This window comes from Rhodococcoides fascians NBRC 12155 = LMG 3623, from assembly GCF_001894785.1.
In the GTDB taxonomy this organism is placed as follows: Bacteria; Actinomycetota; Actinomycetes; order Mycobacteriales; family Mycobacteriaceae; genus Rhodococcoides; species Rhodococcoides fascians.
Genome location: NZ_BCWW01000001.1, coordinates 62,793 through 85,760 on the forward strand (window position 1 = coordinate 62,793; position 22,968 = coordinate 85,760).

Genomic DNA, 22,968 nt, shown 5'->3' on the forward strand with positions numbered 1-22,968 from the left:
GGTGCGGGGCTACCGGTTTTCGTTGGCGATCAGATCGAGCAGACCGGGGAATCGCTCCTCGAGCTCGTGGCGGCGCAGCGTCACTTTGCGACTGTTTCCGCGATCGACCTGGAACACGAGGCCTGCCTCGCGTAGCACTCGAAAATGGTGCGTCAGAGTCGATTTGGTGACACCGAGCTCGAACGACATACACGTCCGCTCGGCTCCGTCGTCGTCGCCGACGAGTTCGGTGACCACCTGGCGACGCAACGGATCGGCCAACGCGGACATCACCGCACCCAGTTGCATTTCCTCGGGCTCGGGATGCCCGTCCTTGTCCGCCATGCGCTCCTCCTACAAGGTATGACTTGCGCCGTACCTTGAATCCTGGTCTAGTACGACAACCATCGTACCTACGGTTCAGGGGGACACATGAAGGCAGTGCTACCGGTCGTACTCGCGGCTCAATTCGTCGTACCGATGTCCATCTCGGGTACTGCACTCGCCCTCCCGGTCATCGCCGGCGACCTCGGCACCGATCCGACGCCTCTGCAGTGGGTCGTCAACGGCTTCAACATCGCGTTCGCGCTGTTCACCGTCGTCTGGGGCGCGGTGTCGGATCGAATCGGTCACCGCACGTCGTTCCGCATCGGGGTGGTGCTGACGGCCGTCGCGAGTGCGGTCAGCGCCGTCGCGCCGTCGTTGTACCTACTCGATGTCGCGCGGGTGTTCGCGGGCATCGGAGCCGCAGCGGTTCTGGTGGGCTCCACTTCCATTCTCTCGCTTCACTTCCACGGCACGGCCAGAGCAACCGCGTTCGCACTGTTCGGCACCGTGAACGGTCTCGGTCTGGCACTCGGGCCCACCATCTCCGGGCTGCTCGTCGCGGCGTTCGAGTGGCGGGGCGTGTTCGCCGCCCAGGCGGTCGTCCTGGCTGCGGCGGCCATCGGAACTGTCGCTCTGCCGACTCTGCGAACCGAATCGACGGCGCACCGCCTGCTTGATTTCTCGCTATTGCGCAACCGGAGATTCCTGGCCCTGTGCCTCGTTCCGGTGGCCGGGGCCATCGGATTCGTCACGCTGCTCACGTATCTGCCCGCTGCGCTGAGCGCTGTCGCGTCGCTGACGCCGGGGCTCGCCGGAGTGTTCATGCTGGCCATGACCATCCCCGTTCTGCTCGCTCCGCTGACCGTTGCCCGCCTGAGCCGCATGTTCGACGCCGTCACCCCCACTCGCGTCGTGCTGGTCAGCCTCGGCTGCCTCGTACTCGGCAATCTGGGCATGCTGGCGCTGCAACCAGGTGTCCCGCTCGGTGCCGTCGTGGTCCCGATGATCGCATTGGGGCTCGGATTCGGACTCCCGATCGGCTTGGTGGACGGCGAGGCACTGGCTGCAGTGCCGCCGCACAGCAGCGGTACCGCGGCGGGCGTGCTGAACCTGTTTCGCATCGGCAGCGAGGCCCTGATGGTGGCCGGATATGCCTGGTTGGTGACCGTCCTGGTCCGCGGCGAGCTACCCGACCGAGCCGACGCCGATGCCGCGGCAGCCGGACGCCCTGGGTTTGCCGACGCCTACGCGCACGCCTACACCGAGGTCGTGTCGATCGTCGTCGTAGCTCTCGTCGTGACCGCGGCGGTGATCTTCTCGCTGTTGCGAACGCCACGCCGGGACGTATCGTCGGCCAATGTCCTTTCTGCAACCGGTGACCCTCACTGACGACCTCGTGACCCTCGAGCCGCTGAGCCGCGACCACCTCGAGGGGCTGTGCGATGCCGCCCGCGACGGCGAGCTCTGGAACCTCTGGTACACGAGCGTTCCGAAACCGGAAGACATGGCCGCAGAGATAGATCGCCGGCTGGGACTGCTCGACGCGGGAACCATGCTTCCATTCACTTTGCGGCGCAACGATACCGGGCAGATTCTCGGCGCGACGACCTTCTGCAACGTCGACGCGAACAACCGCCGCGTCGAAATCGGATACACCTGGAATGCGCGCTCCGCCCACGGAACCGGTACCAACGCGTCGAGCAAACTGCTGTTGCTGACGCACGCTTTCGAGGAACTCGGTTGTATCGCGGTGGAATTCCGCACCCACTGGATGAACCTCCAATCGCGGACGGCCATCGCGAAACTCGGAGCCAAGCAGGACGGCATTCTGCGCAATCACCAACGCATGGCCGACGGTTCACTGCGCGACACCGTCGTGTTCTCGATCATCGAATCCGAATGGCCCGCCGTGCGCAACGAACTCCGTCGACGTACCGCACGGTAAGTTGAGCCCATGCGCGTGGATGGGCGGGACGTTCCCGTAGCGGGAAACCTGCTGCAGCCGCTGGTGAGAAGAACCAGTGACATCATTCGGGTCGTTGCCGCCTCGGTGTTCTTGAGCTTGGTCATCGCCGGCTCGCTCATCACCCGAAATCAGTGGGACGCACTCGAACAATCGGTGTCCAACATCGTCGGCGTGCTCAGCCCCGATCAGTCCAACGCCGTCTACATCGTGTACGGCGTCGCGATCCTCGCCCTCCCGTTCGGAGTGTTGATCGGGCTGATCGCCGGACGTAAATGGAAACTGTTGGCCGGGTACGCGGCCGCAGCTCTGATCGCTGCGCTGGCTCTGTCCATCACCGGTACCGGAATCTCGACTCCGACGTGGGACCTGGACGTGCCCGAGCGACTCGACACGTTCCTGTCGCAATTCCTCGACGATTCGCGCTGGATCGCCATGCTCGCCGCGGCACTCACGGTGTCGGGACCGGGCCTGCCCGCGCGGTGGCGTCGAGCATGGTGGGCACTGCTGCTCGCCTTCGTACCGATACACCTGGTGGTGTCCACGGTGGTCCCGGCCCGTTCGCTGCTCGGGCTGGCCGTCGGTTGGCTCGTCGGTGCGATCATCGTGCTGCTGGTCGGCACCCCGGCACTGGAGGTTCCACTCGACGCGGCCGTGCGCCTGTTCCGCAGCCGGGGCGTCGACGTCCGCAGCTTCACCGTCGTGCGCCCCGCAGGCCCGGGCCCGTTGGTGTTGAACGCACACACCCCGGACGCCGATGTGGTGGTCGAGCTCTACGGGCAGAACCAGCGCAGTGGCGGTGCGCTACGCCAGTTCTGGCGATGGATCACCCGCCGCGGCAGCGAGACAGCGCCGTTGCATGCGTCCATGCGCCGCGCCGTCGAGCATCGCGCGTTGATGGGCCTGGCCATCAAGAGTATGAATGCCGCAGGCAGCCACCCGTTGGCGGTAGCAGCACTCGACCGCGGCTGGACGTTGTACGCGCACAGCCAGCCCATCGGCGACCCCATCGAGGCCGAGCTCGACGATGCCGCGCTCCGAGCTCTCTGGTCGGCTCTGAACACGTTGCACGAGAATCAGATCTCGCACGGTGACCTGCATCGGGGTGAACTGCGGCTCCACGACGGCGCGGCACTGTTCTGCGGGTTCGGGCACGCAGAACTCGGCGCGTCGGACGCCCAGATGCAATCCGACGTCGCACAGCTGTTACTCACCACCGCAGACCTTTTCGGCTCCCATCGCGCCGTGGCCACGGCCGTCGAGGTACTGGGAATCGACGTCGTGATCGCGGCGTCCGGTCGATTGACCAAGTCCGCCATCCCTCTTCGGGTGCGTCAGTCGGTTGCCGATGCAGGAAAGACGATGAAGTCCGTCCGGCTCGAAGTGCTCGAACAGACCGGTGCCGCGAGGATCGAGGCCGAGCAGGTCACTCGATTCAGTCGCAACCAGATCATCTCGCTCGTGTTGCTGATCGGATTGGTCTACGTCGCATACCCGTTCATCAGTGCAGTTCCCGCGTTCGTCGTCGAATTGGGTTCGGTCGACTGGTGGTGGGCACTGCTCGGTCTGGCCGTCTCCGCACTGACCTACATCGGTGCGGGTGCCGCATTGTGGGCCTGCGCATTCGGCAAGGTCAGCTTCAGGAATCTGACGATCATGCAGGTAGCGAATACTTTTGCCGCGACCACGACACCTGCGGGCGTCGGTGGCCTGGCCCTGAGCGTTCGCTTTCTGCAAAAGGGTGGATTGGGTACCGTCCGCGCGACGGCCGCTGTGGCACTGCAACAGTCGGTTCAGGTGATCACCCATGTCAGCCTGTTGATCTTCTTCAGCGTCGTCGCCGGAACGTCGTCGGGGCTGTCCAACATGGTGCCGGGCAACACCGTGCTGTACCTCATCGCCGGCGTCGCATTCGGAGTCGTCGGGACCTTCATGTTCGTGCCCAAGCTGCGACTGTGGTTGAAAGTGGCCGTCCGGCCCCAGGTTGCCGAAGTGCTCACCGAGCTCGGCGAACTCGCCCGCGACCCGAAACGGTTCTCGATCATCATCTTGGGTTGCGCCGCAACCACTTTGGGTGCTGCGCTCGCCCTGTGGGCGAGTGTCGAGGCGTTCGGCGGCGGAACGACGTTCGTGACGGTGACAGTGGTGACGATGATCGGTGGCACACTGGCCTCGGCCGCCCCGACGCCGGGCGGTGTGGGGGCCGTGGAAGCAGCCCTCATCGGTGGGCTTGCCGCGTTCGGTCTCCCCGCCTCCATCGCAGTCCCGTCCGTGCTGCTCTACCGCGTACTGACCTGCTGGTTACCGGTGTTTCTCGGCTGGCCGACGTTGCGCTGGCTCACCAAGCACGACATGGTCTGAACGACTGCATCCCCACTACGGCACCAGTTGTGGGTGCTAGCGTTCACGCAGGTTAGTGGCTGGTTCTACGGAGGGCGTCACCATTTCCGAACCGGGAGACTTCGCACCCACCGCGGAGGAACGATGGGTGCGGCTGTTCATCAGCGGAATGACGCTCACATTCGGCCTCGCCGGGGCCCTGATGGTCCCCGCCGGTCAGTTCTCCGACCCCATGTCGATCGCCGTGCTCCTGGCGTCCGTCACCACGGTGCCGGTGGCGATTGCCTGGTACCTCCGGCCGTGGGCGTCCCCGAGGATGGCGATCGTCTACATCCTCTACGCCGACGTCGGCATCGTGACCGTTCTGTTCGCCTTCCAAACCCACTTCGACGCGATGCCCGGCTGCGCGATGTTCTCGATCGTCGCAGCGTTCATCGTCGTCGCGAGCTCGCACCGTGTCATGTTGATTCACTTGGCAATCGGCGCACTCACCCTCGCTGGCCTCGCCGCTCTGGCTGTCTCGGAGGGCGCCGATCCATGGTCCACCACTTCTCGGATGGTCACCATCGGGTCCCTCTACGCCGCACCCTTCATGATCAAGTCGTACATCGGTCAGCTGCGAACGAGCGCGGCGAGGGCATTGCGAGATCCGTTGACCGGCCTGTGGAACCGACGTGGGCTACTCGATACCGTCGACTCGTTGCGCCTGTCCCCGGCAGAGGATCGCGCACAGCAAGCGGTCGGAGTGACCGTCCTCGACATCGATCGGTTCAAGCACATCAACGACAGGTTCGGCCATCCCTCCGGTGACGCAGTGCTCGTCGAAGTCGCCCGTCGCCTGTCCTGTGCGGTGGGAGACAAGTCCGCGGTCGCACGACTCGGCGGCGACGAGTTCGTGGTCGTCAGCGTCGGAACCAGAGAGTCGATCGCCGAATCGGACAACAGGATTCGCGCATCGCTGGAGGAATCGTTCGACGGCCCGCCGTTCACCACCAGTGTGGGCTCGGCCGTGGAGACGCCACCCGCCGACACCGACCTACACGTACTGGTCCGACGGTTGATCGCTCTCGCCGACATCGAGATGTATCGCTTCAAAGCACGGACCTCGGGAAAGTTTCCGGAGACGGGACTGTCCGCAGCGGACGCCCGCGAACAGGCCAGGCAGAGAATCGATGCGCTCATCGCATCCGGCGGTCCCGACATCTTTTTTCAGCCCATCTGCGACACGGTCACCGGTTCGACCGTCGGCTACGAGGCACTGTCGCGGTTCCCGTTCGGCCACGGATCGCCCCTGTCGTGGTACCGCGACGCAGCCGAGGCCGGCGTCGGTCCACGGCTCGAACGCGCCGCACTGGAACGGGCACTAGCGGATGTTCACCTGCTGCCACCGGGGCCGTTCGTGTCGCTCAATGCGTCGGCCGACACCATCCGCACCACCGACCTACTCGACCGGTTGCGTCCGCATCTGGCAACCCGAACCTTCCACCTCGAGATCACCGAGCACGAACGCGTCGACGACTACCGTGCGGTGACCCGCGCCATCGAGGGTCTGCGCGACGCGGGGGTCCAAATCTCCATCGACGACGTCGGAGCCGGATTCGCCGGTATGCGCCACATCGTCGAGCTCAGGCCCGACACCCTCAAAATCGATTACGCACTCGTGCACGGAATCGATCGGGACTCGTTCCGTCGCGCCGCGGCCACGGCGATCATCGACTTCGCCCGACAGATCGGTGCCGGCGTCATCATGGAGGGTGTCGAGACCGACGCGGAATTGCGGGTGGCGGCCGATCTCGGTGCCGACATGGTGCAGGGGTTCCTCACCGGTCGACCACAACCGGCCACCGTGGCCGGTGGCCGGATCGACGAATCCGCTACACCGAGGAATCGACGGTGAATTTCGTCAACGACGGTGCTACGGCGAGCAGCGGCGGCAATTCGACGATTTTGCCCGGTCCTGCGCGGAACTCGCGGTACTTCGCGTCGGCCTCCGCCGACTCCCACGTCTCGTGCGCGACGACGTGCGCTTCGTTCTCTTCGTCGACCCACACCTCGACGCCGAGGCACCCCTCGAACGCGCGGGTGTCCGCGAGAACGGTCCGCAGCAGCGCCCGTGCTTCGGCGAGGGATTCGGGCTTGAACGTCAGATCCAACTGTGCAATGAGAGCCATACCGTCACCCTAGACCCGCTCCGCTGCGCCGACGCTCCGGCGGGCTTACGATGTCGCAGCAACTCGAAAGGCCGACGACACATGACCACCGTGATCTCCAATGCGTATATCGCCCCCATTGTCGGCGACGAGATTCCCTCCGGCTATCTCGTGATCGAAGGAACGAAGATCACCGCCGTGGGATCCGGCTCGGCACCGGTCCTCGCCGGGGCAGAGAACATCGACGCGTCCGGCTGCCTCGTCACGCCTGGACTGGTGAACACCCATCACCACCTCTATCAGTGGGCCTCTCAAGGTCTCGCCAAGGACAACACGCTCTTCGAATGGCTTGTGGCGCTGTACAAGCCATGGTCGAAGATGGATGCCGAGGTCGTCGGTGGCGCAGCTGCTGCCGGCCTCGGTTGGCTGGCGAAATCGGGATGCACGACGAGCACCGATCATCACTACATCTTCCCCAAGGGCCGGGGCGACCTGTTCGCCGCCGAGATCGACGCGGCTCAGCGCATCGGCGTCCGATTTCAGCCGTGCCGCGGCTCGATGGACCGGGGTGTCTCCGACGGCGGTCTGCCGCCCGACGAGGTGGTCGAAACGCTCGACGACATCCTCACCGCTACCGCCGAGGCCATCGACACCTATCACGACGCCTCCTTCGGCTCTATGCTCCGCATCGCCGTCGCGCCGTGCTCCCCGTTCTCGATCAGCAAGCAACTGCTCGTCGAGTCCGCACAACTCGCCCGCGCAAAAGGTGTTCGGCTGCACACCCATCTGGCCGAGACTCTGGACGAGGAGGAGCATTGCATCGCTCAGATGAACTGCACCCCGGTCGAATACATGGAGCAGGTCGGCTGGCTCGGCGACGACGTGTGGTTCGCCCATGCGGTACACCTGCACGACTCCGACATCGCGAAGATGGCGGCCACCGGCACCGGCATTGCGCACTGCCCGAGTTCCAATGCACGTCTGGGCGCAGGCATCGCGCGAATCTCGGACCTGCTCGCGGCCGGCGCACCCGTCGGCCTCGGTGTGGACGGTTCCGCTTCGGCCGAGATGGTGCCGCTTGCCGGCGAGGTCCGCCAGGCGATGTACATGCAGCGAGCCAAGTACGGTCCGACAGCACTGACCGCGCGTCAGGCACTCGAGTTCGGAACCCTGGGCGGTGCAAAGGTACTGGGACGGCAGAGCAAGATCGGTTCGCTCGAGGTCGGCAAGCTGGCCGACATCGCCATCTGGCGCACCGATGGTTTCTACTCGGCCGTGGACGACCCTGTGGTCGCGTTCGCCTACGGGCAGACGCCACCGCTTGCTCGCTTGATGGTGGGCGGTCGAACGATCGTCGAGAACGACGTCCTGATCAGCGCACCGCAGGACGAAATAGGCCGCGCCGGAGCCGATGCGCACCGTCGCCTGATGACACTCGCGCAGGACGTGCTGTGAGCGGGTCTTGGAACCCAGTACTTCAATCCCGCAACATCTTTGCATCACGCGCGAAAGTCGTGACCTCGTCGGTCAACCACACATGCGCCGGAACTGCTCCGCCGAGAAGCTCCCGCGCCAGAGCCGGGGAGTCTCCGATCGGGACGTCACTGCCGGCGATGATGATGTTGCCGTAGCGCCTGCCCTTGAGCATCGCCGGATCGGCGACGATCGCCGTGTGCGGAAATATACTTCCGATGGTCGACGCCTCCTGCTTCGCGAGCGAGAGATCGCGTCGATCACCGCAGTTGACGACATACATGCCGCCGGGCGAGAGAACGCGTCGAACATGCTCGGTGAACTCGACGGTGAGCAGCGGGGTCGGAGTTGTGGCTCCGGAGAACACATCTCGCACGATCAGGTCTCGGCTGTTCTCGCTCAGCGTCTCGGTGACGGCCCGTGCCTCGCCGACGCGGATACGCAGCAGCGGTGCCCGAGGGAGGTCGAACCATTCACGAACCAGCTCCGAGAGCTTCCCGTCGAGCTCCACGACCACCTGACGTGCACCGGGGAACTCGGCGGTGAACGAGCGCGCCAGCGTGCAGGCCCCGCCCCCGAGATGCAGCGCCCGCAGCGGGAAGGTCGAATCCCACTGCGCACGAACCAGTCCCGAGATCCACCGCATGTACTCGAACTCGAGCACCGTGGGGTCGTTCATGTCGATGTGCGAACTGGGAACATCGTTGACGTTGACGACCCAGCCGTCGTCCGAGAAGGTGTCGCGGACCAGTTCACAGGTGCCCGAGTCGATTTCGAACAGGCCGGGCTTCAGCCCTCCAGCGGACTCACGCTTCCTACCCATGGGAGTCCTCGAGCCGGAAGTCCTCGAAATCGAATCCCGGGGTGACGGTGCAGCTGACCAAGCTCGGCTCGTCGCCCATCGGACGCGCCCGCTGCCACACCGACGGTGGCACGATCTGCTGCGGAGACTCGGGCGCAACCAGCAGCGTGGTCACCTCGCCCGGCTGGGTTCCATCACTGCCCAGGTCGAGTTGCACCGGACTGCCCCGGTGATACAGCCACATCTCGGTGCCGCGGACGGTGTGCCAGGCCGACTGCTGACCGGGCATGAGCAGGAACAGAATTGCCGTCCCTGCCGCGCGGGGACCGGGATAACCGTCGGGCAGAGCTGCCTGTGGAATCGTGACCTCGCTGCGCCAGGTCTCCTTGAACCATCCACCCTCCGGGTGGGGTGCCAGGTCCAGGCTCTGAGCCCAGTCGGGCAACGATGTCATGCCGGCAAGCCTAGTCAGTCCGTGGCGACCTGAACCCGGAACCTGTCGCGCCCGGTGTGCAGGCTCCACAGCTGCTCGGCGAGAGCCTCCGGGCTCTTCTTCGGATCGCTACCGTCGATGGCACCACCGATGATCAACTGCGACACCTGGATTCCCTCTTCGGCCAACTCCTCGTTGAGCAGCTGCGCATAGGCGGCCTGGCCTGCGAACGCGATGGATGTGCCGGTGACCGTACGACCGGGCTTCACGGCAGAGCCGCCGTTGACGAACAAGATCGTGCCCTTGTTCTTGCCGAGGAATCGCATTCCCGGCAGCACCTGATGAACGGCGGCGATGGGTCCGTAGATGGAGAACTCGACCGGTCCGACCATGTCGGCCGGGGTGGTCTCGAGCACGGGCCGCATGAAGTCCTTTTGCGGAAGCGGGCTGTACTGCAGCACCTCGATGGGGCCGAGCGTTTCGGTGACCTGCTCGAGCGCTGCGGCGATGGAGGCCGGATCGCGCACATCGGCGACGAATCCCTTGGCGGATACACCCTCGGCAGCGAGCTGATCAGCGAGTGCGTCGACACGGGACCGGTTGCGGGATATCAGGCCGACCGAGAAGCCCTCCGCGCCGAACTTACGCGCCACTGCTGCTCCGAGACCTGCACCTGCTCCGACTATTGCTATCGATGTCATGTCGAATGCAAGGAGCGAGAATCCTCGACTATTCCGACGACCGCCTCGAGCAGGGCTTCCGCACTCTCGTGCAACGCGCTGACATCCGCGGTCCAGCCGAGCACCCGCAGGGCGGCCTCGGCAATCCCCGCCGCATCCACCGTCGGGTCGCGCCGTCCGTTCTCGCGGTCAGCACGCGCGTTCACCACGGTCTCCACCAGGCGAAACGGCAGGTCCTCGGTGCCCGGCCGACGCTCGGAACCGAGTTCAACCAGCGTGTCCGACGCGATGGCGGCATACAGGCTCATCAATGTGTAGCGGTGGTCTCGAAAGGCCTCGAAACGCTCACTGCGCAGCTCGGGCAGCAGATAGAGCGCACCCAGATTCCAGGTGGACGCGGCCAGCTGCCCGGCGTCGAAGTAGGCGAGGGCGTACATCTGGGTCGGGGCCTCGGCTCCGGAATCGCGGATTCGCTGCGCAACGGCCAACGGCGCGTCGACGGTGCCGCTGAGAAGTGCGTCGAGGATGTCGTCCTTGGTGGCGAAGTGGTGATAGAGCGAGGCCTGACGCAGTCCGACGGCGTCGGCGATGACGCGGGTCGAGGTGTTGGTGAATCCGCGAGTGGTGAACAGCTCGGCCGAAGCGTCGAGTATTTCCTCGCGAGCGGTGTCTCCTGCCCGCTTCTTCGTGCTCAGCCGTGGTCTGCCTGCGCCGGTCATGACTGCATCTTGTCAGGTCCACGTGACGGTGAGATTTCTGTCATCTGATCGAAATAGACGAAACGAGCTTGTTTCACGACGGACACCGCCCGGGAACGGCGGTGCCGAAAACTATCAACTGACAGAAACCCGCCTCGGCGATGCAGCGGGCGGTCACTCACCACCCACCTCGCCCGTAGGAGTGAACATGAGCTCGACAACATTGCCGGCCCCCGGCGCGGGATCGGAACCGGTTCGTACGACGGACCATTCGGATCTTGCTGCCCTCGGGTACGACCAGCAGCTGCACCGTAGCCTCGGCAAGTACGCGTCGTTCGCCGCCGGCTTCTCGTTCGTCTCGATCCTGACCACCATCTTCCAGCTCTTCGGCCTCGGCTTCAGCTTCGGCGGCCCGGCCTTCTTCCTGACCTGGCCGTTGGTGTTCCTCGGCCAGTTCATGGTCGCCTTGAACTTCGCCGAACTCGCCGCGCGCTATCCCATCTCGGGGGCCATCTACCACTGGTCCCGGCGCATGGGCGGTGAACTGGTCGGCTGGTTCGCCGGGTGGTTCATGATCATCGCGCAGATCGTCACCGCCTCCGCCGCCGCGATCGCGTTGCAGGTGGTGCTGCCCAGCATCTGGGGCGGATTCCAGTTCATCGGTGAGGACACCGCGCTGACCTCGTCGAGCGGAGCAGCCAATGCCGTTGTGCTGGGATCGATTCTGCTGGTACTCACGACCACCATCAACTGCATCGGCGTGAACTGGATGTCGCGCATCAACAGCATCGGCGTCACCTGCGAGATCGTCGGCGTCATCGCTCTGGTGCTGGTGTTCTTCACCCACGCCGAGCGCGGCCCGCAGGTGGTCTTCGACACCGGGAGTGCCGGAGCAGATCCCGGCTACATCGGGGCCTGGATCGTCTCGGGTCTGATGGCCGCCTACGTCATGGTCGGCTTCGGGTCGGCGGGCGAGCTCGCCGAGGAAACCCGCAATCCCCGACGCGTCGCACCGCGCACCATTCGCCTCGCGCTCTCGGCATCGGCACTCGGCGGTGGCCTGATGATCGTCGGCGCACTGATGGCCGCACCCAGTCTCACCGACGGTCAGCTTGCGACGCAGGGACTTCCGTACGTCATCGATTCGATTCTCACCTCGCCGTGGGGCAAGGTCCTGCTCGTCGACGTCGCCATCGCCGTGTTCATCTGCACCCTCGCCATCCAGACCGCAGCCTCCCGATTGATGTTCTCCATGGCCCGCGACGGACGACTGCCGGCATCCGCTGCACTGGCCAAGGTCAACTCGCGCACCGGAACTCCCATCGCACCCTCGGTGCTGATCGGCCTGGCCTGCGTGGCCATCCTCGCCGTGAACGTCGGGAACTCCGCGATCTTCACGACGCTGTCGAGCGTCTGCATCGTGCTCATCTACCTCGCCTACATGATGGTGACCGTCCCGCTGCTGATCCAGCGACTCAAAGGCTGGCCGCACGGCGGAGCGCAGAAGGACAGCGACGGCGAGAAGCTCTTCACCCTCGGCCGCCTCGGCCTGCCGGTCAACATCGCCGCAGTTCTCTACGGCGGGCTCATGGTGGTCAACCTCTCGTGGCCACGAGCCGAAATCTTCGACCCCACCGGCGAATTCCCACTGCTGCGCTGGGCCGCACCCCTGACCGTCCTCGCAGTGATCGTCGTGGGCATCGCCTGCCTGCCCCGCGGCAAAGCCCACCCGAAGCCCGTCACGATCGGAGCCTGAACCACCATGAGCACAGCAACCACCCATTCGGCCAAGGAACACGCGCGGTCCCAGGCGACCCTCGCCCCGGCCCCCGCAGCACCGGAGGGCGTGTCGGAACTGACGTGGGCAGAATCGGTGCCTGGCGGCAGCTACACCACGAAGGTTCTGGCTCGCGGAACCCGCTTGCGCCTCGTCGACGTCGACGGCGCCGCCTGCGCCAACCTGCTGCTCTATCGCGTCGACGCACCGTGGGAGCGCCTCAACACCGCCGACACCGTCAAGGTTCCGTGGCAGGCGTACCTGAGCGCGGGCCACCCCCTGCTCTCGGACCAGGGCCGCGTGCTCGCGACCATCGTCGCCGACACCTCCGGTCACCACGACGCGCTGTGCGGTACTACGTCCACGGCGACGAACATCGCCAAATACGGAGTGAGCGGACCGCATTCGTCCGCTCCGGCCGGACGCGAGCTGTTCTCCCTTGCCGCGGCCAAGCACGGACTCGAGCCGCGTGACGTCGGACCATCGCTGTCGTTCTTCCACGGCGTCACCGTCGACGCGGACGGGAGCCTCGTCAGCACCGGCTCTGCCGGACCGGGCCGCTCGGTGGATCTGCTCATCCACCTGCCGGTGATCGTGTTGCTCGCCAACACCGCTCACCCACTGAACCCCAGTCCCGAGTACGACACGACGACACTCGACGTACTGGCCTGGCGCGCACCGGAGGAGCTGCTCACACTCGACAACACCGAGCCGGAATACCAGCGAGCAGTGCAGAACACCGAGAACGCATGGAAGGCAGCGCAATGACTACCAGCACAGTGAACACGGTGACAGTGAGAGACGAGATCGCTCCCGCGTTCGGCCCCTGGTCGGCAATCGTCGAGGCCGGCGACGTCCTGACCATCGTCGACCTCTACGGCAATCAGGCCGTGGACACCCTGCTGTACGCCGCACACGATCACTCACTGCGATACTCCGCGGCCGCGACCGTCACCGCGCAACAGAACCTGTTCCTGACCACCGGAACCGTTCTCCGCAGCGATGATTCGACACCGCTGATGACGATCATCGACGATGAGGTCGGCAACCACGACACCGTCGGCGGTGCGTGCTCCAAGGAATCGAACACCCTGCGCTACGGCCATCACACCCAGCACCAGCACGCGTGCGTCGAGAATTTCCTCATCGAGGGTTCCAAGTGGGAACTCGGCAAGCGAGATCTGGCCCCCAACATCAACTTCTTCATGAACGTCCCCGTCGACGCCGACGGCACCCTCGGCATCGTCGACGGTCTGTCGGCCCCCGGTAAGACGCTCTCGCTGCGCGCAGAGATCGACACCCTGGTGTTGGTCTCGAACTGCCCGCAGATCAACAACCCCTGCAACGGGTTCGAGCCCACCGCAGTGCAGATGATCGTGACGCGATCATGACCGCTGTGAACAGTAAGGCCGCCAAGATGACCGTGCAGCGGCCCGGCATGATCACGACCGTGCAGGACTGGCCGGGACGCGTCGGATATTGGAAGGTGGGCGTGCCGCCGTCGGGACCGATGGACGATCTGTCGTTCCGGCTCGGCAACACCGCGCTCGGCAATCCCGAGGGCGCACCCGGCCTCGAATCGACCATGGCCGGACCGGCATTGACGTTCGACGCCGACACCTACGTCTGCGTCACCGGTGCAGCAGTGCCGGTGCGCATCGACGGCCGACCGGCCCCGCAGTGGCGACCGGTTCTGGTACCTGCCGGAGCAACACTGGACGTGGGCACCACCACCGGACACGGTCTGCGGGTGTATGTCCTGATCCAGGGCGGCCTCGACGTCGACGACTACCTCGGCAGCGCAGCGACATTCACGCTCGGTAAGTTCGGCGGACATCGCGGCGGCATCCTGGGCGAGGGAGACATCATCGGACTGGCCGGCCGCTCCGACAACTCAGCCGTCCTCGGACCGATCCCGATGGAACACCTGCCGGTGCTGACGTCCAACTGGGACATCGCCGTCACCGAAGGCCCACACGGAGCACCCGAGTTCTTCACCCGCGACGACATCGACACCCTCTACGCCACCCGCTACGAGGTCCACTTCAACTCCGATCGCACCGGAGTTCGGCTGATCGGACCCAAGCCGCAGTGGGCTCGCGCCGACGGCGGCGAGGCCGGATTGCACCCGTCGAACATCCACGACAACGCCTACAGCGTCGGGGCATTGGACTTCACCGGCGACACCCCGATCCTGCTCGGCCCCGACGGCCCGAGTCTCGGCGGATTCGTCTGTCCTGTCACCGTTGTCGCGGCCGAACGCTGGAAGCTCGGCCAGCTTCGGCCCGGTGACACCATCCGATTCGTGCCGGTCCGGGCTGCAGCCACCGCGCCGCTGGGATCGCTCGGCCTCGCTCGGCGCGCATCACTACCCGCGGTCTTCTCCGCCGGCGGTGACGGGGACGACGGCGTCATCGCTCGGCGTGACGCCGATACCTGCGTCACCTACCGGCGATCTGGGGACGACAACGTGCTGGTCGAATACGGCGACATGAAACTCGACCTCACCCTGCGAGCACGGGTGCACGCGCTGCATCAGCGTGTCGAAGCCATCGCGCCCCGAGGCCTGTTGGATCTGACCCCCGGCATCCGCTCACTGCAGGTCAAGGTGAATCCCGATGTGCTGTCGATCGATTCGCTGATGGGTCTGCTCGCCGAGGTCGAGGATGATCTTCCTGCCGCCTCGGAACTCGTGGTCCCCAGCCGTCAGGTTCGGCTCCCGCTCTCGTGGGACGACCCGTCGACCCGCGAAGCAATTCAGCGGTACATGCACGGCGTGCGTGCGGACGCCCCGTGGTGTCCCTGGAACATCGAATTCATCAGGCGGATGAACGGACTCGGTTCCGTCGCAGACGTTTTCGATACCGTTTTCGCGGCGGACTACATGGTGCTCGGGCTCGGTGACGTGTACCTCGGTGCCCCGGTGGCGACTCCGCTGGATCCGCGTCACCGCCTGGTGACGACGAAGTACAACCCGGCACGCACGTGGACGCCGGAGAATGCCGTCGGCATCGGCGGGGCATACCTCTGCATCTACGGCATGGAGGGTCCCGGCGGATACCAGTTCGTCGGCCGAACCACGCAGGTGTGGAACCACAGTGCCACGTACAGCGGAGGCCCGTTCGAGGAAGGAACCCCGTGGCTGTTGCGGTTCTTCGACCGAATCTCCTGGTACTCGGTCGAACCCGAGGAGCTGATGGACCTGCGCGCGGATCTCGCGGCAGGCCGAGGCGGTGGAGTCGAGATCACCGACGGTGAGTTCTCGCTCGCCGAGCACGAGAACTTCCTCGAGTCCAACGCCGAATCCATCGCGGAGTTCCGCGCGACTCAGGCCGTGGCCTTCGGGGCCGAGCGGGACGCGTGGTCGGCAGCCGGAGAATTCGACAAGAGAGGCAAGATCGATGCTGCCTGAGGTACGAGAACGAGTTCTGCAGGCGTACAAGCGAATCGCGGAGGTCGACCGACCCGAGGTGTGGATCACCCTGCGCGACGAGGACGACGTACTGGCCGAGGCGGTGGCGCTCGAACGCGCACTGGAGGCAGGTGCAGATCTGCCGCTCGCCGGCGTGCTGGTTGCGGTCAAGGACAACATCGACGTCGCCGGTCTGCCCACTACTGCGGCGTGCCCCGAATTCGCCTACACACCAGCAGTCTCCGCCGTCGCCATCGAGCGATTGACGAGCCAGGGCGCTCTGATACTCGGCAAGACCAACCTGGACCAATTCGCCACCGGACTGGTCGGCACCCGCAGCCCCTACGGAGCAGTGCGCTGCGCCTGGGACCCCACGCTGGTCTCGGGCGGGTCCAGTTCCGGCTCGGCAGTGGCGGTGGCACTGGGGATCGCGGACATCGGAATCGGCACCGACACAGCCGGATCCGGGCGAGTTCCCGCCGCGTTCCACGGACTCGTCGGCATCAAGGCGACACTGGGGATCGTGCCGAACACCGGCGTCGTTCCCGCCTGCGCCGACTACGACTGCGTCACCGTTCTGGCCCACGATCTCGACAGTGCCACGGCAGCAATCAAAGTGATGACCGGTCCGACCACCACCGATCCACGCAGCCGGGCCTGGCCCGCCGACGTACGACTGGCCGCGTCGCCGGAACCCCGGGTCGCCGTTCCGCGTGCCACGGATCTGGTATCGCTGAGCCCGGCATACCGTCGGGCATTCGAGGAGACGGTCGCAGGCCTGGCCGAGAAGGGCTTCACCCACATCGAGGTCGATATCTCGGGGCTGCTCGATGCGGCGACACTGCTGTACGACGGAGCCATTGTGGCGCAGCGCTATTCGGCCGTCGGGCAATTTCTCGACACCGCTCCGGACGGTGCCGATCCCACGGTCGCTGCCATCGTCCGCTCTGCAGCCGGCCCGTCCGCGCACCGGTACGTGGACGATCTGGGCACGCTCACCCAGGCCAAGACGGCTGCCCGCGAAATGCTACGAGACGTCGACGGTCTGCTGCTGCCCACCACCACCGAACATCCGAGTATCGCTGCAGTGCAGGCGGATCCGATCGGTATCAACCGACGCCTCGGCACGTTCACGAACTTCTGCAACCTGCTCGACATGGCTGCGGTGGCCGTTCCCGGCGCCCCGACGCCCGACGGCACTCCATTCGGAGTGATGTTCGTCGTGCCTGCATTCGAGGATCAGATCGCCGTCGACCTCGCTGCTCGGCTGAGCGAAGCGCCGTCACCCTCGTTGATCGACGACGGCATCGAGGTGCTGGCCGTCGGGGCACACCTGCGCGGGTTCCCGGTGCACAGCCAACTGACCGATCGGGGCGCACGGTTCAGCGGCGAGGTGACCACGTCTGCGGACTATCGACTCGTGGATCTGCACACCACACCGCCCAAGCCCGGTCTGGTGCGGCGGGAAGGGGACGGCGCACCCATAGCCGGAGAGCTGTACCGGATGTCCGCCGCCGCGCTCGGCACCTTCCTCGCCGGGTTGCCCGCGCCGATGGGCCTCGGTCCCGTCGAGTTGTCGGACGGACGTTGGGTCACCGGGTTCTGCTGCGCCCACGACGCGGCCGAGAAGGGCACCGACATCACCGAGCACGGCGGTTGGCGCGCCTACCGCGATCAGGGGTTACTATCCTGAGCAGCTGACTATCATGGTGATAGTTACTCGAGGACAGGCGAGACACATGATCACTGATGAGCAACGACGATCGCAGACCTTCTCGTGGGTCGACCCCGCCGAGGTGCTGAAGACTGCGTCCACCATGAGCGGTCTCGACGCCATGCGTGCGCTGGTCAGTGGCGAGCTGCCACCTCCGCCCATCGCCGCCCTCATGCAGTTCTCCCCGGTCTTGGTCGAGACCGGCAAAGTGGTGTTCGAGTGCGAACCGTCCGAGGCGCACTACAACCCGATCGGCATGGTGCACGGCGGTCTGGTGTGCACGCTTCTCGACACAGTCCTCGGTTGCGCGGCCCACACCACGCTCCCGGCAGGCACCGGGTACACCTCCATCGACATCAACGTCAGCTACCAACGCCCGGTGCACTCTCACAGCGGACCTTTGACGGCCACGGGGACCGTGGTCAAGAGCGGCTCGCGAGTGATCTTCACCGAGGGTTCGGTGGTCGACAACACCGGCAGGGTCGTCGCGACCGGGACGAGTTCCTTGCTCGTCATCCCTGGAAAGTAGCAATGCAACGCCGTAGTTTCGCGGACATGGAGTGCCCCATCGCCGGGGCGCTCGAGCAGGTCGGCGAATGGTGGACGCTGCTGATCCTGCGGGATGTGCTCGACGGCTTCTCTCGCTTCGACGAGCTGGAGTCCAATCTCGGTATTGCTCCGAACATGTTGGCGCGCAGACTCAAAGGCCTGGTCGACGGCGGGATGCTGACCAAGGTGCAATACAGTGAGCACCCCCCGCGCCACGAGTACGTACCGACGGCGCGGGCCCGTGAACTCAGCACGGTCATCGTCGCTCTGTATGCATGGGGAAACAAGCATGTGCCGCAACGGGATCGGCGGGTGGTGCTGGTGGACGGAGATGGCCGACCGATCGATCCGGTCCTCGTCGACCCCGAGACAGGAAGGACTCTGCGCGAGAGCCACGCGCAGTTCCTTCCGGGGCCGGCTGCATCCGAAGGCATACGGCGACGGTTGGATCCGGATCTGCGTGCCACGCGTCGATCACGCCGGGAGCGGTCGCCCGCCGTCGGTAGCGACACGGACCGCCAGTAACCCGAGCACTGTGCCCATCAGGTAACGCTGCACCTTCAGCCACGTCGGCCGGACGGCGAGAAATCGGGCGATCGATCCGGCCAGCACCACGATGGCCAGGTTGATCACAACCGCTACAGCTATCTGCACGCCGCCGAGTGCGAAACCCTGCAGCAGAACGGGTCCGGCAGCAGGATCGACGAACTGCGGAATGACCGAGATGTACATGATGGCGATCTTCGGGTTCAGCAGGTTGGTCACCAGCCCCATCATGAACAGCCTGCGGTTCGAATCCTGCTGCAGCGCAGTCGGCTCGAAGGCGGAGACTGTTCCGCGTAGGGCCTGCACCGCAAGCCAACCGAGGTAGGCGGCACCGGCAAGCTTGACCGCGATGTACAACGCCGGCACGGCCGTGAACACCGCTGCCAGGCCGAGATTGGTGGCCGTCAGATAGACCAGAAAGCCGACAGCCACACCTACGAGGGACACCATCCCCGCCCGCCTGCCTTGCGAAATGCTGCGCGAGACGAGGTAGATCATGTTGGGACCCGGTGTCAGAACCAACACGAGGGCGACGGCGAACACGCCGAATACTGCGGACCACGAGACCATACGGTCGACACTTCCCGATAGTCGAACGCCCGGGTAGAGCCAGTTACCTTCCCGTGGACACCTATTCGCTTCGCGCGATCGAGGCGATCTCGTCACCGATGGCGGCCATGCCGGCTGCCGTCGGGTGCAGTGGCGCAGCGGGGTTCTCCGGGATGACGCCCTCGAAGTACCGCTGATCGACTGCCGCACAGACATCGTGGCCGACGCTGAGTGCCTCGGTGTCGACGAACTCGGCCCCGTGCTCCTCGGCCTGTGTCTTCAGCGCCTGGTTCATGGCGGTGATGCTGCTCTGGATGTAGTCGGCGTCCTCGGGGAGAACCGGCTGAGTGGGGAAGCAGCCGCCGTCGGGGAGATACGTTCCGTATCCGACGACGAGGATCCGCGCGTCGGGCGCACGCTCGGCCACCGCGTCGAGCATCGCGCCCCAGCCCGGAGCCTTGTCCGCGATGGCGGCGGCGACGGTGTCGACGCCGCCGGCGGTGAGCCGGTCCTTGCAGACGTTGCCTGTCGAGGAATTCGCGAACGTCAGGCAGCCCACCGCGGTCGAGACGAGCCCGATGTCGTTGCCACCGATCGTCACCGTCACCAGCTCGGTCTCGGGCGTCACCGCGTCGAGTTGGACGGGCTGATCCCCGCTGGAGGTGCTCTGCGGCGTCGAGACGAGGTTCTCGGTCACGGCCCCGCCGCACGTGACGTCGACGAACGACGCGACCTCGAGCTGAGCCGCGACGACGTGCGGGTAGTTCGAGTCGGACTGCTCACAACCCGGTACGCCCACCTGCTCCGGGATACGTGGCCCCGACGCCGCCGAATCACCCAGCGCCACATAGTTCAGTGGGGCCGAGGCCGGGGCGTCCGGGACGTCGGCGTCGGGTGCACTGGGCGAAGAACACGCCGCAAGCAGACTCACGGCAACAGCAATCCCGACGTAGATCCCAGGGTTCCTCACAGGCTCGACGCTACCGCGGCCGGTAACCTCGACCGGGTTGTCCCACGAGTACGTCTACACATCGAAGGAAAGGAACATCGCATGATCACCAACTTCATCAACGCGATCCTGGCCGGCTTCGGCTCCATTTCTGCTGGTAGCAGCGGCTTCGAGCTGGCACCGGGAACGCTGCCCTTCGGACTGTAGGACCGGCAGTTCGCCATCCGTGCGGTGCCGACGGTTCGTCCGGCACCGCACGGGTACACCGCACACATGACTGATCCGAAGCACGACGAGAACCCTGCCCCCGACGCCGATAAGGACGTGCAGTCCGACCCGGCTGCGGACGCAGACACCAACGACTGGTCCAGCGAGGGTGGGGCCATCGAAACCGGCCCAGCCACCGACGACGAGCGAACCGACGGCAGCTAGCCGAACAAGCGGCGAGGCGCTGACCGCACCGTCCGGACGTCACCGTCGGCCACGATGTGCTCCACCGCTTCTCCGCGCCCTCGCATCGACGGGTCGGCGGTGAAGTCCACTCGGGCGTCGCCGAGCCAGTCGATGCCTACGACGATCCCCACGGTTCCCTTGGGAATGCCGCTTCGCCAACGCACGCGTCCCAGATTTCTGACTGCGACGACCGTATCCCCGATTTCGAAATGCCCCATTGCGCCCCCAATTTGTTCCTGCCGATCAGTAGACCGCACCCGAACGGCCTGTTCAAGCGGTAGATCCGCGCTTACTGCCACCGATGGCAACCGTCGGCTCGGCCGACGCGGGGACAAACAGGGCAGCTACCTCGTTTTGTGTGCGCGAGTCGGAGCAGCGGTATTTTCGTCTTCGACAAGTTGCTGTTCTAGCAATATTTCTTGCCAACCATGCAGCCCTGTCCGCACACTGCAGACATGACTTCAGACAACGCATACCCAGCGCCCACCGAGAATGTCCGCGTCGATGCGATCATCGTCGGCGGCGGAGTCGCGGGGCTCAGCGCAGCCGTGGCCCTCGGACGCTCCCGCCGATCCGTGGCGATCGTCGACGCCGGCGATCCGCGCAACGCTCCGGCCGCCCATTCGCACAACTACCTGACGCGCGACGGCGAATCTCCGCTCGAGCTCGTTCGTCTCGGCCGCATCGAGGCCGAGCACTACGGCGTCCGCATCGTCGACGGCAGCGCGACCTCGGCTGCGCGGACCGACTCCGGGTTCGAGGTGTCCCTCGCCGACGGGACCGTCGTTCGAGGCCGTCGCCTCCTGGTCACCACCGGTCTCACCGACATTCTTCCCAGCATCCCCGGGCTCGCCGAGCGCTGGGGCCGCGACGTACTGCACTGCCCGTACTGCCACGGATGGGAAGTCCGAGACCGGGCGATCGGCATCATCGGCAGCGTCATGTCCGGACATCAGGCCCAGATGTGGCGTCAACTGTCCGAGAATGTCACCGTATTCACCCACACCGCAACGGAATTGAGCCCCGAGGAGCTGACGCGGATGCGCGCCCGCGGGATCGTCGTGGTCGAAGAAGAGATCACGCGAGTCGACGTCGAGAACGACGCCATCGTCGGCGTCACGTTGGCGAACGGCGTCGCCGTCGCGCTCGACGCCGTCGTCATCGGCCCCAACTTCACCTCCCGCGCAGACGTTCTCGAGTCATTGGGACTCGAGACGACCGAGATGATGATGAACGGTCACGTCTTGGGCACCTACATCGAGGCCGACCCGGTCGGGGCGACGTCCGTGCCGGGGGTGTGGGTGGCCGGCAACGTGGCGGCACCCATGGACACCGTCGTCGCGGCCTCGGCGGCAGGCGTGAAGGCCGGTGCCGCGATCAACGGTGACCTTATCGAGGAGGACGTTCGGTTCGCCGTGGAACGGGCCGAAGCAATGGCCGGCTGACGTCGGACATCAGCTTCCCAGCGCGGTTGCCAATCCGCTCTCGATGGCGTCTTTGCGGACCCCGAGTTCGGCCAGGGTGGCATCCTCGTTCTCGAGCAACGCCAACAGGATGTGCTCGGTGCCGATGTAGTTGTGCCCCAACCGAAGCGCCTCACGGAAGGTCAGTTCCAGTGCCTTCTGGGCACCGGCGTCGAAGGGGATCAGCGCCGGCAGGGGATCGGCCGGTTCGGGCAGCGTCGCCGTCACCGCGGTACGGATCTGCTCGTCGGTGAGCCCCTGCGCACCCAGTAGCTTCGCGGCGAAGCCGTCGGGCTCACCGAGCAGGCCGAGGATCAGATGGCCGGTGGTGATGTGATCGTTGCTCGTCGCCCGGGCCTCGTTCTGCGCCCCCACCACCACATTTCGTGCGCGTGGAGTGAAGCGCGAGAAGCCCTGACTGGCGTCGAGTTCGGCCGGGTCGTCGCCGCCCTTGGCCACGAACCGCTTCTGTACCGCCTGCTTGCTGACGCCCATGGACGCGCCGATGGCGGTCCAGGACGCACCGGACCGACGCGCACGATCGACGAAGTGGCCGATCAGATGGTCGGCGATGTCGCCGAGCGCATCGGCGGCGATCACCGCGTCGGAGAGTTGATCGAGCGCGTCGGTGTGCACCTTCTCGATGGCGGCGATCAGGTCGTCGAGTCGGACTGGGTTGGTGATCTTCGTCGATTGGGTCATGCGTCAACT

Annotated in this window: 24 protein-coding genes; 14 read left to right on the forward strand and 10 right to left on the reverse strand. The window is 65.6% G+C overall.

Going from position 1 to position 22,968, the window contains the following annotated elements; all coding sequences use genetic code 11:
- Positions 1–9: 9 nt before the first annotated feature.
- On the reverse strand, positions 10–324 hold the full coding sequence (locus RFA01S_RS00320; RefSeq protein ID WP_027495157.1) for an ArsR/SmtB family transcription factor: 315 nt from the start codon (positions 322–324) through the stop codon (positions 10–12).
- 87 nt (positions 325–411) lie between these two features.
- On the opposite strand from RFA01S_RS00320, the gene RFA01S_RS00325 reads away from it, so the two are divergent.
- From RFA01S_RS00325 to RFA01S_RS00340, 4 genes are read left to right on the forward strand one after another with little or no spacing between them, the layout of a single operon-like run.
- On the forward strand, positions 412–1,695 hold the full coding sequence (locus RFA01S_RS00325; protein WP_032407880.1) for an MFS transporter: 1,284 nt from the start codon (positions 412–414) through the stop codon (positions 1,693–1,695).
- On the forward strand, positions 1,664–2,251 hold the full coding sequence (locus tag RFA01S_RS00330; RefSeq protein WP_032367733.1) for a GNAT family N-acetyltransferase: 588 nt from the start codon (positions 1,664–1,666) through the stop codon (positions 2,249–2,251). The genes RFA01S_RS00325 and RFA01S_RS00330 overlap by 32 nt, the downstream gene beginning before the upstream one ends.
- Before the next feature lie 9 nt (positions 2,252–2,260).
- Complete coding sequence (locus RFA01S_RS00335) at positions 2,261–4,630, forward strand: lysylphosphatidylglycerol synthase transmembrane domain-containing protein (protein WP_032407881.1); 2,370 nt, start codon at positions 2,261–2,263, stop codon at positions 4,628–4,630.
- Between the two features lie 55 nt (positions 4,631–4,685).
- Entirely contained in the window at positions 4,686–6,506 is a 1,821-nt protein-coding gene (locus tag RFA01S_RS00340) for a bifunctional diguanylate cyclase/phosphodiesterase (RefSeq protein ID WP_238325146.1), read from the forward strand.
- Here the strand turns inward: RFA01S_RS00340 and RFA01S_RS00345 are convergent.
- Complete coding sequence (locus tag RFA01S_RS00345; protein WP_032407882.1) at positions 6,484–6,780, reverse strand: putative quinol monooxygenase; 297 nt, start codon at positions 6,778–6,780, stop codon at positions 6,484–6,486. The two genes, RFA01S_RS00340 and RFA01S_RS00345, sit on opposite strands and share 23 nt — an antisense overlap.
- Before the next feature lie 81 nt (positions 6,781–6,861).
- Between RFA01S_RS00345 and RFA01S_RS00350 the strand changes: the two genes are divergently transcribed.
- On the forward strand, positions 6,862–8,214 hold the full coding sequence (locus RFA01S_RS00350) for an 8-oxoguanine deaminase (protein WP_174557184.1): 1,353 nt from the start codon (positions 6,862–6,864) through the stop codon (positions 8,212–8,214).
- Positions 8,215–8,236: 22 nt separating this feature from the next.
- On the opposite strand, the gene RFA01S_RS00355 is transcribed toward RFA01S_RS00350, so the two are convergent.
- The 4 genes from RFA01S_RS00355 to RFA01S_RS00370 are packed head-to-tail and all read right to left on the reverse strand — an operon-like array spanning position 8,237 to position 10,866.
- Positions 8,237–9,055 carry a spermidine synthase gene (locus tag RFA01S_RS00355; protein WP_032407883.1) on the reverse strand — a complete coding sequence of 273 codons (819 nt, stop codon included), beginning with the start codon at positions 9,053–9,055 and terminating at the stop codon, positions 8,237–8,239.
- Complete coding sequence (locus tag RFA01S_RS00360; RefSeq protein WP_032407884.1) at positions 9,048–9,488, reverse strand: cupin domain-containing protein; 441 nt, start codon at positions 9,486–9,488, stop codon at positions 9,048–9,050. The genes RFA01S_RS00355 and RFA01S_RS00360 overlap by 8 nt, the downstream gene beginning before the upstream one ends.
- A 14-nt stretch (positions 9,489–9,502) precedes the next feature.
- A complete protein-coding gene (locus RFA01S_RS00365; RefSeq protein ID WP_032407885.1) occupies positions 9,503–10,168 on the reverse strand; it encodes an SDR family NAD(P)-dependent oxidoreductase in 666 nt (221 codons plus the stop codon).
- Positions 10,165–10,866: a TetR/AcrR family transcriptional regulator gene (locus RFA01S_RS00370; protein ID WP_032369984.1), complete on the reverse strand. Its 702-nt coding sequence runs from the start codon at positions 10,864–10,866 to the stop codon at positions 10,165–10,167. Before RFA01S_RS00370 ends, RFA01S_RS00365 begins: the two co-directional genes overlap by 4 nt.
- A 187-nt stretch (positions 10,867–11,053) precedes the next feature.
- On the opposite strand from RFA01S_RS00370, the gene RFA01S_RS00375 reads away from it, so the two are divergent.
- Genes RFA01S_RS00375 through RFA01S_RS00405 form a run of 7 tightly spaced genes read left to right on the forward strand, consistent with a single transcriptional unit; the run spans position 11,054 to position 18,822 of the window.
- Positions 11,054–12,601, forward strand: coding sequence for an amino acid permease (locus RFA01S_RS00375; RefSeq protein WP_032407886.1), 1,548 nt, complete (start codon positions 11,054–11,056; stop codon positions 12,599–12,601).
- A gap of 6 nt (positions 12,602–12,607) precedes the next feature.
- Positions 12,608–13,390, forward strand: coding sequence for an urea amidolyase associated protein UAAP1 (locus RFA01S_RS00380; RefSeq protein ID WP_032407887.1), 783 nt, complete (start codon positions 12,608–12,610; stop codon positions 13,388–13,390).
- A complete protein-coding gene (locus RFA01S_RS00385) occupies positions 13,387–14,013 on the forward strand; it encodes an urea amidolyase associated protein UAAP2 (protein WP_032407888.1) in 627 nt (208 codons plus the stop codon). Before RFA01S_RS00380 ends, RFA01S_RS00385 begins: the two co-directional genes overlap by 4 nt.
- Entirely contained in the window at positions 14,010–16,034 is a 2,025-nt protein-coding gene (locus RFA01S_RS00390) for a 5-oxoprolinase/urea amidolyase family protein (protein ID WP_032407889.1), read from the forward strand. Before RFA01S_RS00385 ends, RFA01S_RS00390 begins: the two co-directional genes overlap by 4 nt.
- Positions 16,024–17,727 (forward strand): allophanate hydrolase, encoded by a 1,704-nt coding sequence (gene atzF, locus RFA01S_RS00395; RefSeq protein WP_032407890.1) that lies wholly within the window; start codon positions 16,024–16,026, stop codon positions 17,725–17,727. The genes RFA01S_RS00390 and atzF overlap by 11 nt, the downstream gene beginning before the upstream one ends.
- A gap of 46 nt (positions 17,728–17,773) precedes the next feature.
- Positions 17,774–18,277 (forward strand): PaaI family thioesterase, encoded by a 504-nt coding sequence (locus RFA01S_RS00400; protein ID WP_027495142.1) that lies wholly within the window; start codon positions 17,774–17,776, stop codon positions 18,275–18,277.
- A 2-nt stretch (positions 18,278–18,279) separates the two neighbouring features.
- On the forward strand, positions 18,280–18,822 hold the full coding sequence (locus tag RFA01S_RS00405) for a winged helix-turn-helix transcriptional regulator (protein WP_072691965.1): 543 nt from the start codon (positions 18,280–18,282) through the stop codon (positions 18,820–18,822).
- Here the strand turns inward: RFA01S_RS00405 and RFA01S_RS00410 are convergent.
- Together RFA01S_RS00410 and RFA01S_RS00415 are read right to left on the reverse strand one after the other, a co-directional pair.
- Positions 18,772–19,413, reverse strand: a complete 642-nt coding sequence (locus RFA01S_RS00410) for a LysE family translocator (protein WP_032407891.1) — start codon at positions 19,411–19,413, stop codon at positions 18,772–18,774. The genes RFA01S_RS00405 and RFA01S_RS00410 overlap by 51 nt on opposite strands.
- A 61-nt stretch (positions 19,414–19,474) precedes the next feature.
- The gene (locus RFA01S_RS00415; RefSeq protein ID WP_202902220.1) at positions 19,475–20,362 is read right to left on the reverse strand and encodes an SGNH/GDSL hydrolase family protein; all 888 of its coding nucleotides are present in this window, start codon (positions 20,360–20,362) and stop codon (positions 19,475–19,477) included.
- Positions 20,363–20,614: 252 nt separating this feature from the next.
- Between RFA01S_RS00415 and RFA01S_RS27610 the strand changes: the two genes are divergently transcribed.
- Positions 20,615–20,773, forward strand: coding sequence for a hypothetical protein (locus RFA01S_RS27610; protein ID WP_169879401.1), 159 nt, complete (start codon positions 20,615–20,617; stop codon positions 20,771–20,773).
- Here the strand turns inward: RFA01S_RS27610 and RFA01S_RS00425 are convergent.
- Positions 20,770–20,958, reverse strand: coding sequence for a hypothetical protein (locus RFA01S_RS00425; protein ID WP_230595184.1), 189 nt, complete (start codon positions 20,956–20,958; stop codon positions 20,770–20,772). The genes RFA01S_RS27610 and RFA01S_RS00425 overlap by 4 nt on opposite strands.
- A 291-nt stretch (positions 20,959–21,249) precedes the next feature.
- Here RFA01S_RS00425 and RFA01S_RS00430 point away from each other — a divergent pair, with 291 nt between their 5' ends.
- Entirely contained in the window at positions 21,250–22,239 is a 990-nt protein-coding gene (locus RFA01S_RS00430; protein WP_052060824.1) for an NAD(P)/FAD-dependent oxidoreductase, read from the forward strand.
- 9 nt (positions 22,240–22,248) lie between these two features.
- Here RFA01S_RS00430 and RFA01S_RS00435 read toward each other — a convergent pair whose 3' ends face one another.
- On the reverse strand, positions 22,249–22,959 hold the full coding sequence (locus RFA01S_RS00435; RefSeq protein WP_174557185.1) for a Clp protease N-terminal domain-containing protein: 711 nt from the start codon (positions 22,957–22,959) through the stop codon (positions 22,249–22,251).
- Positions 22,960–22,968 lie beyond the last annotated feature (9 nt).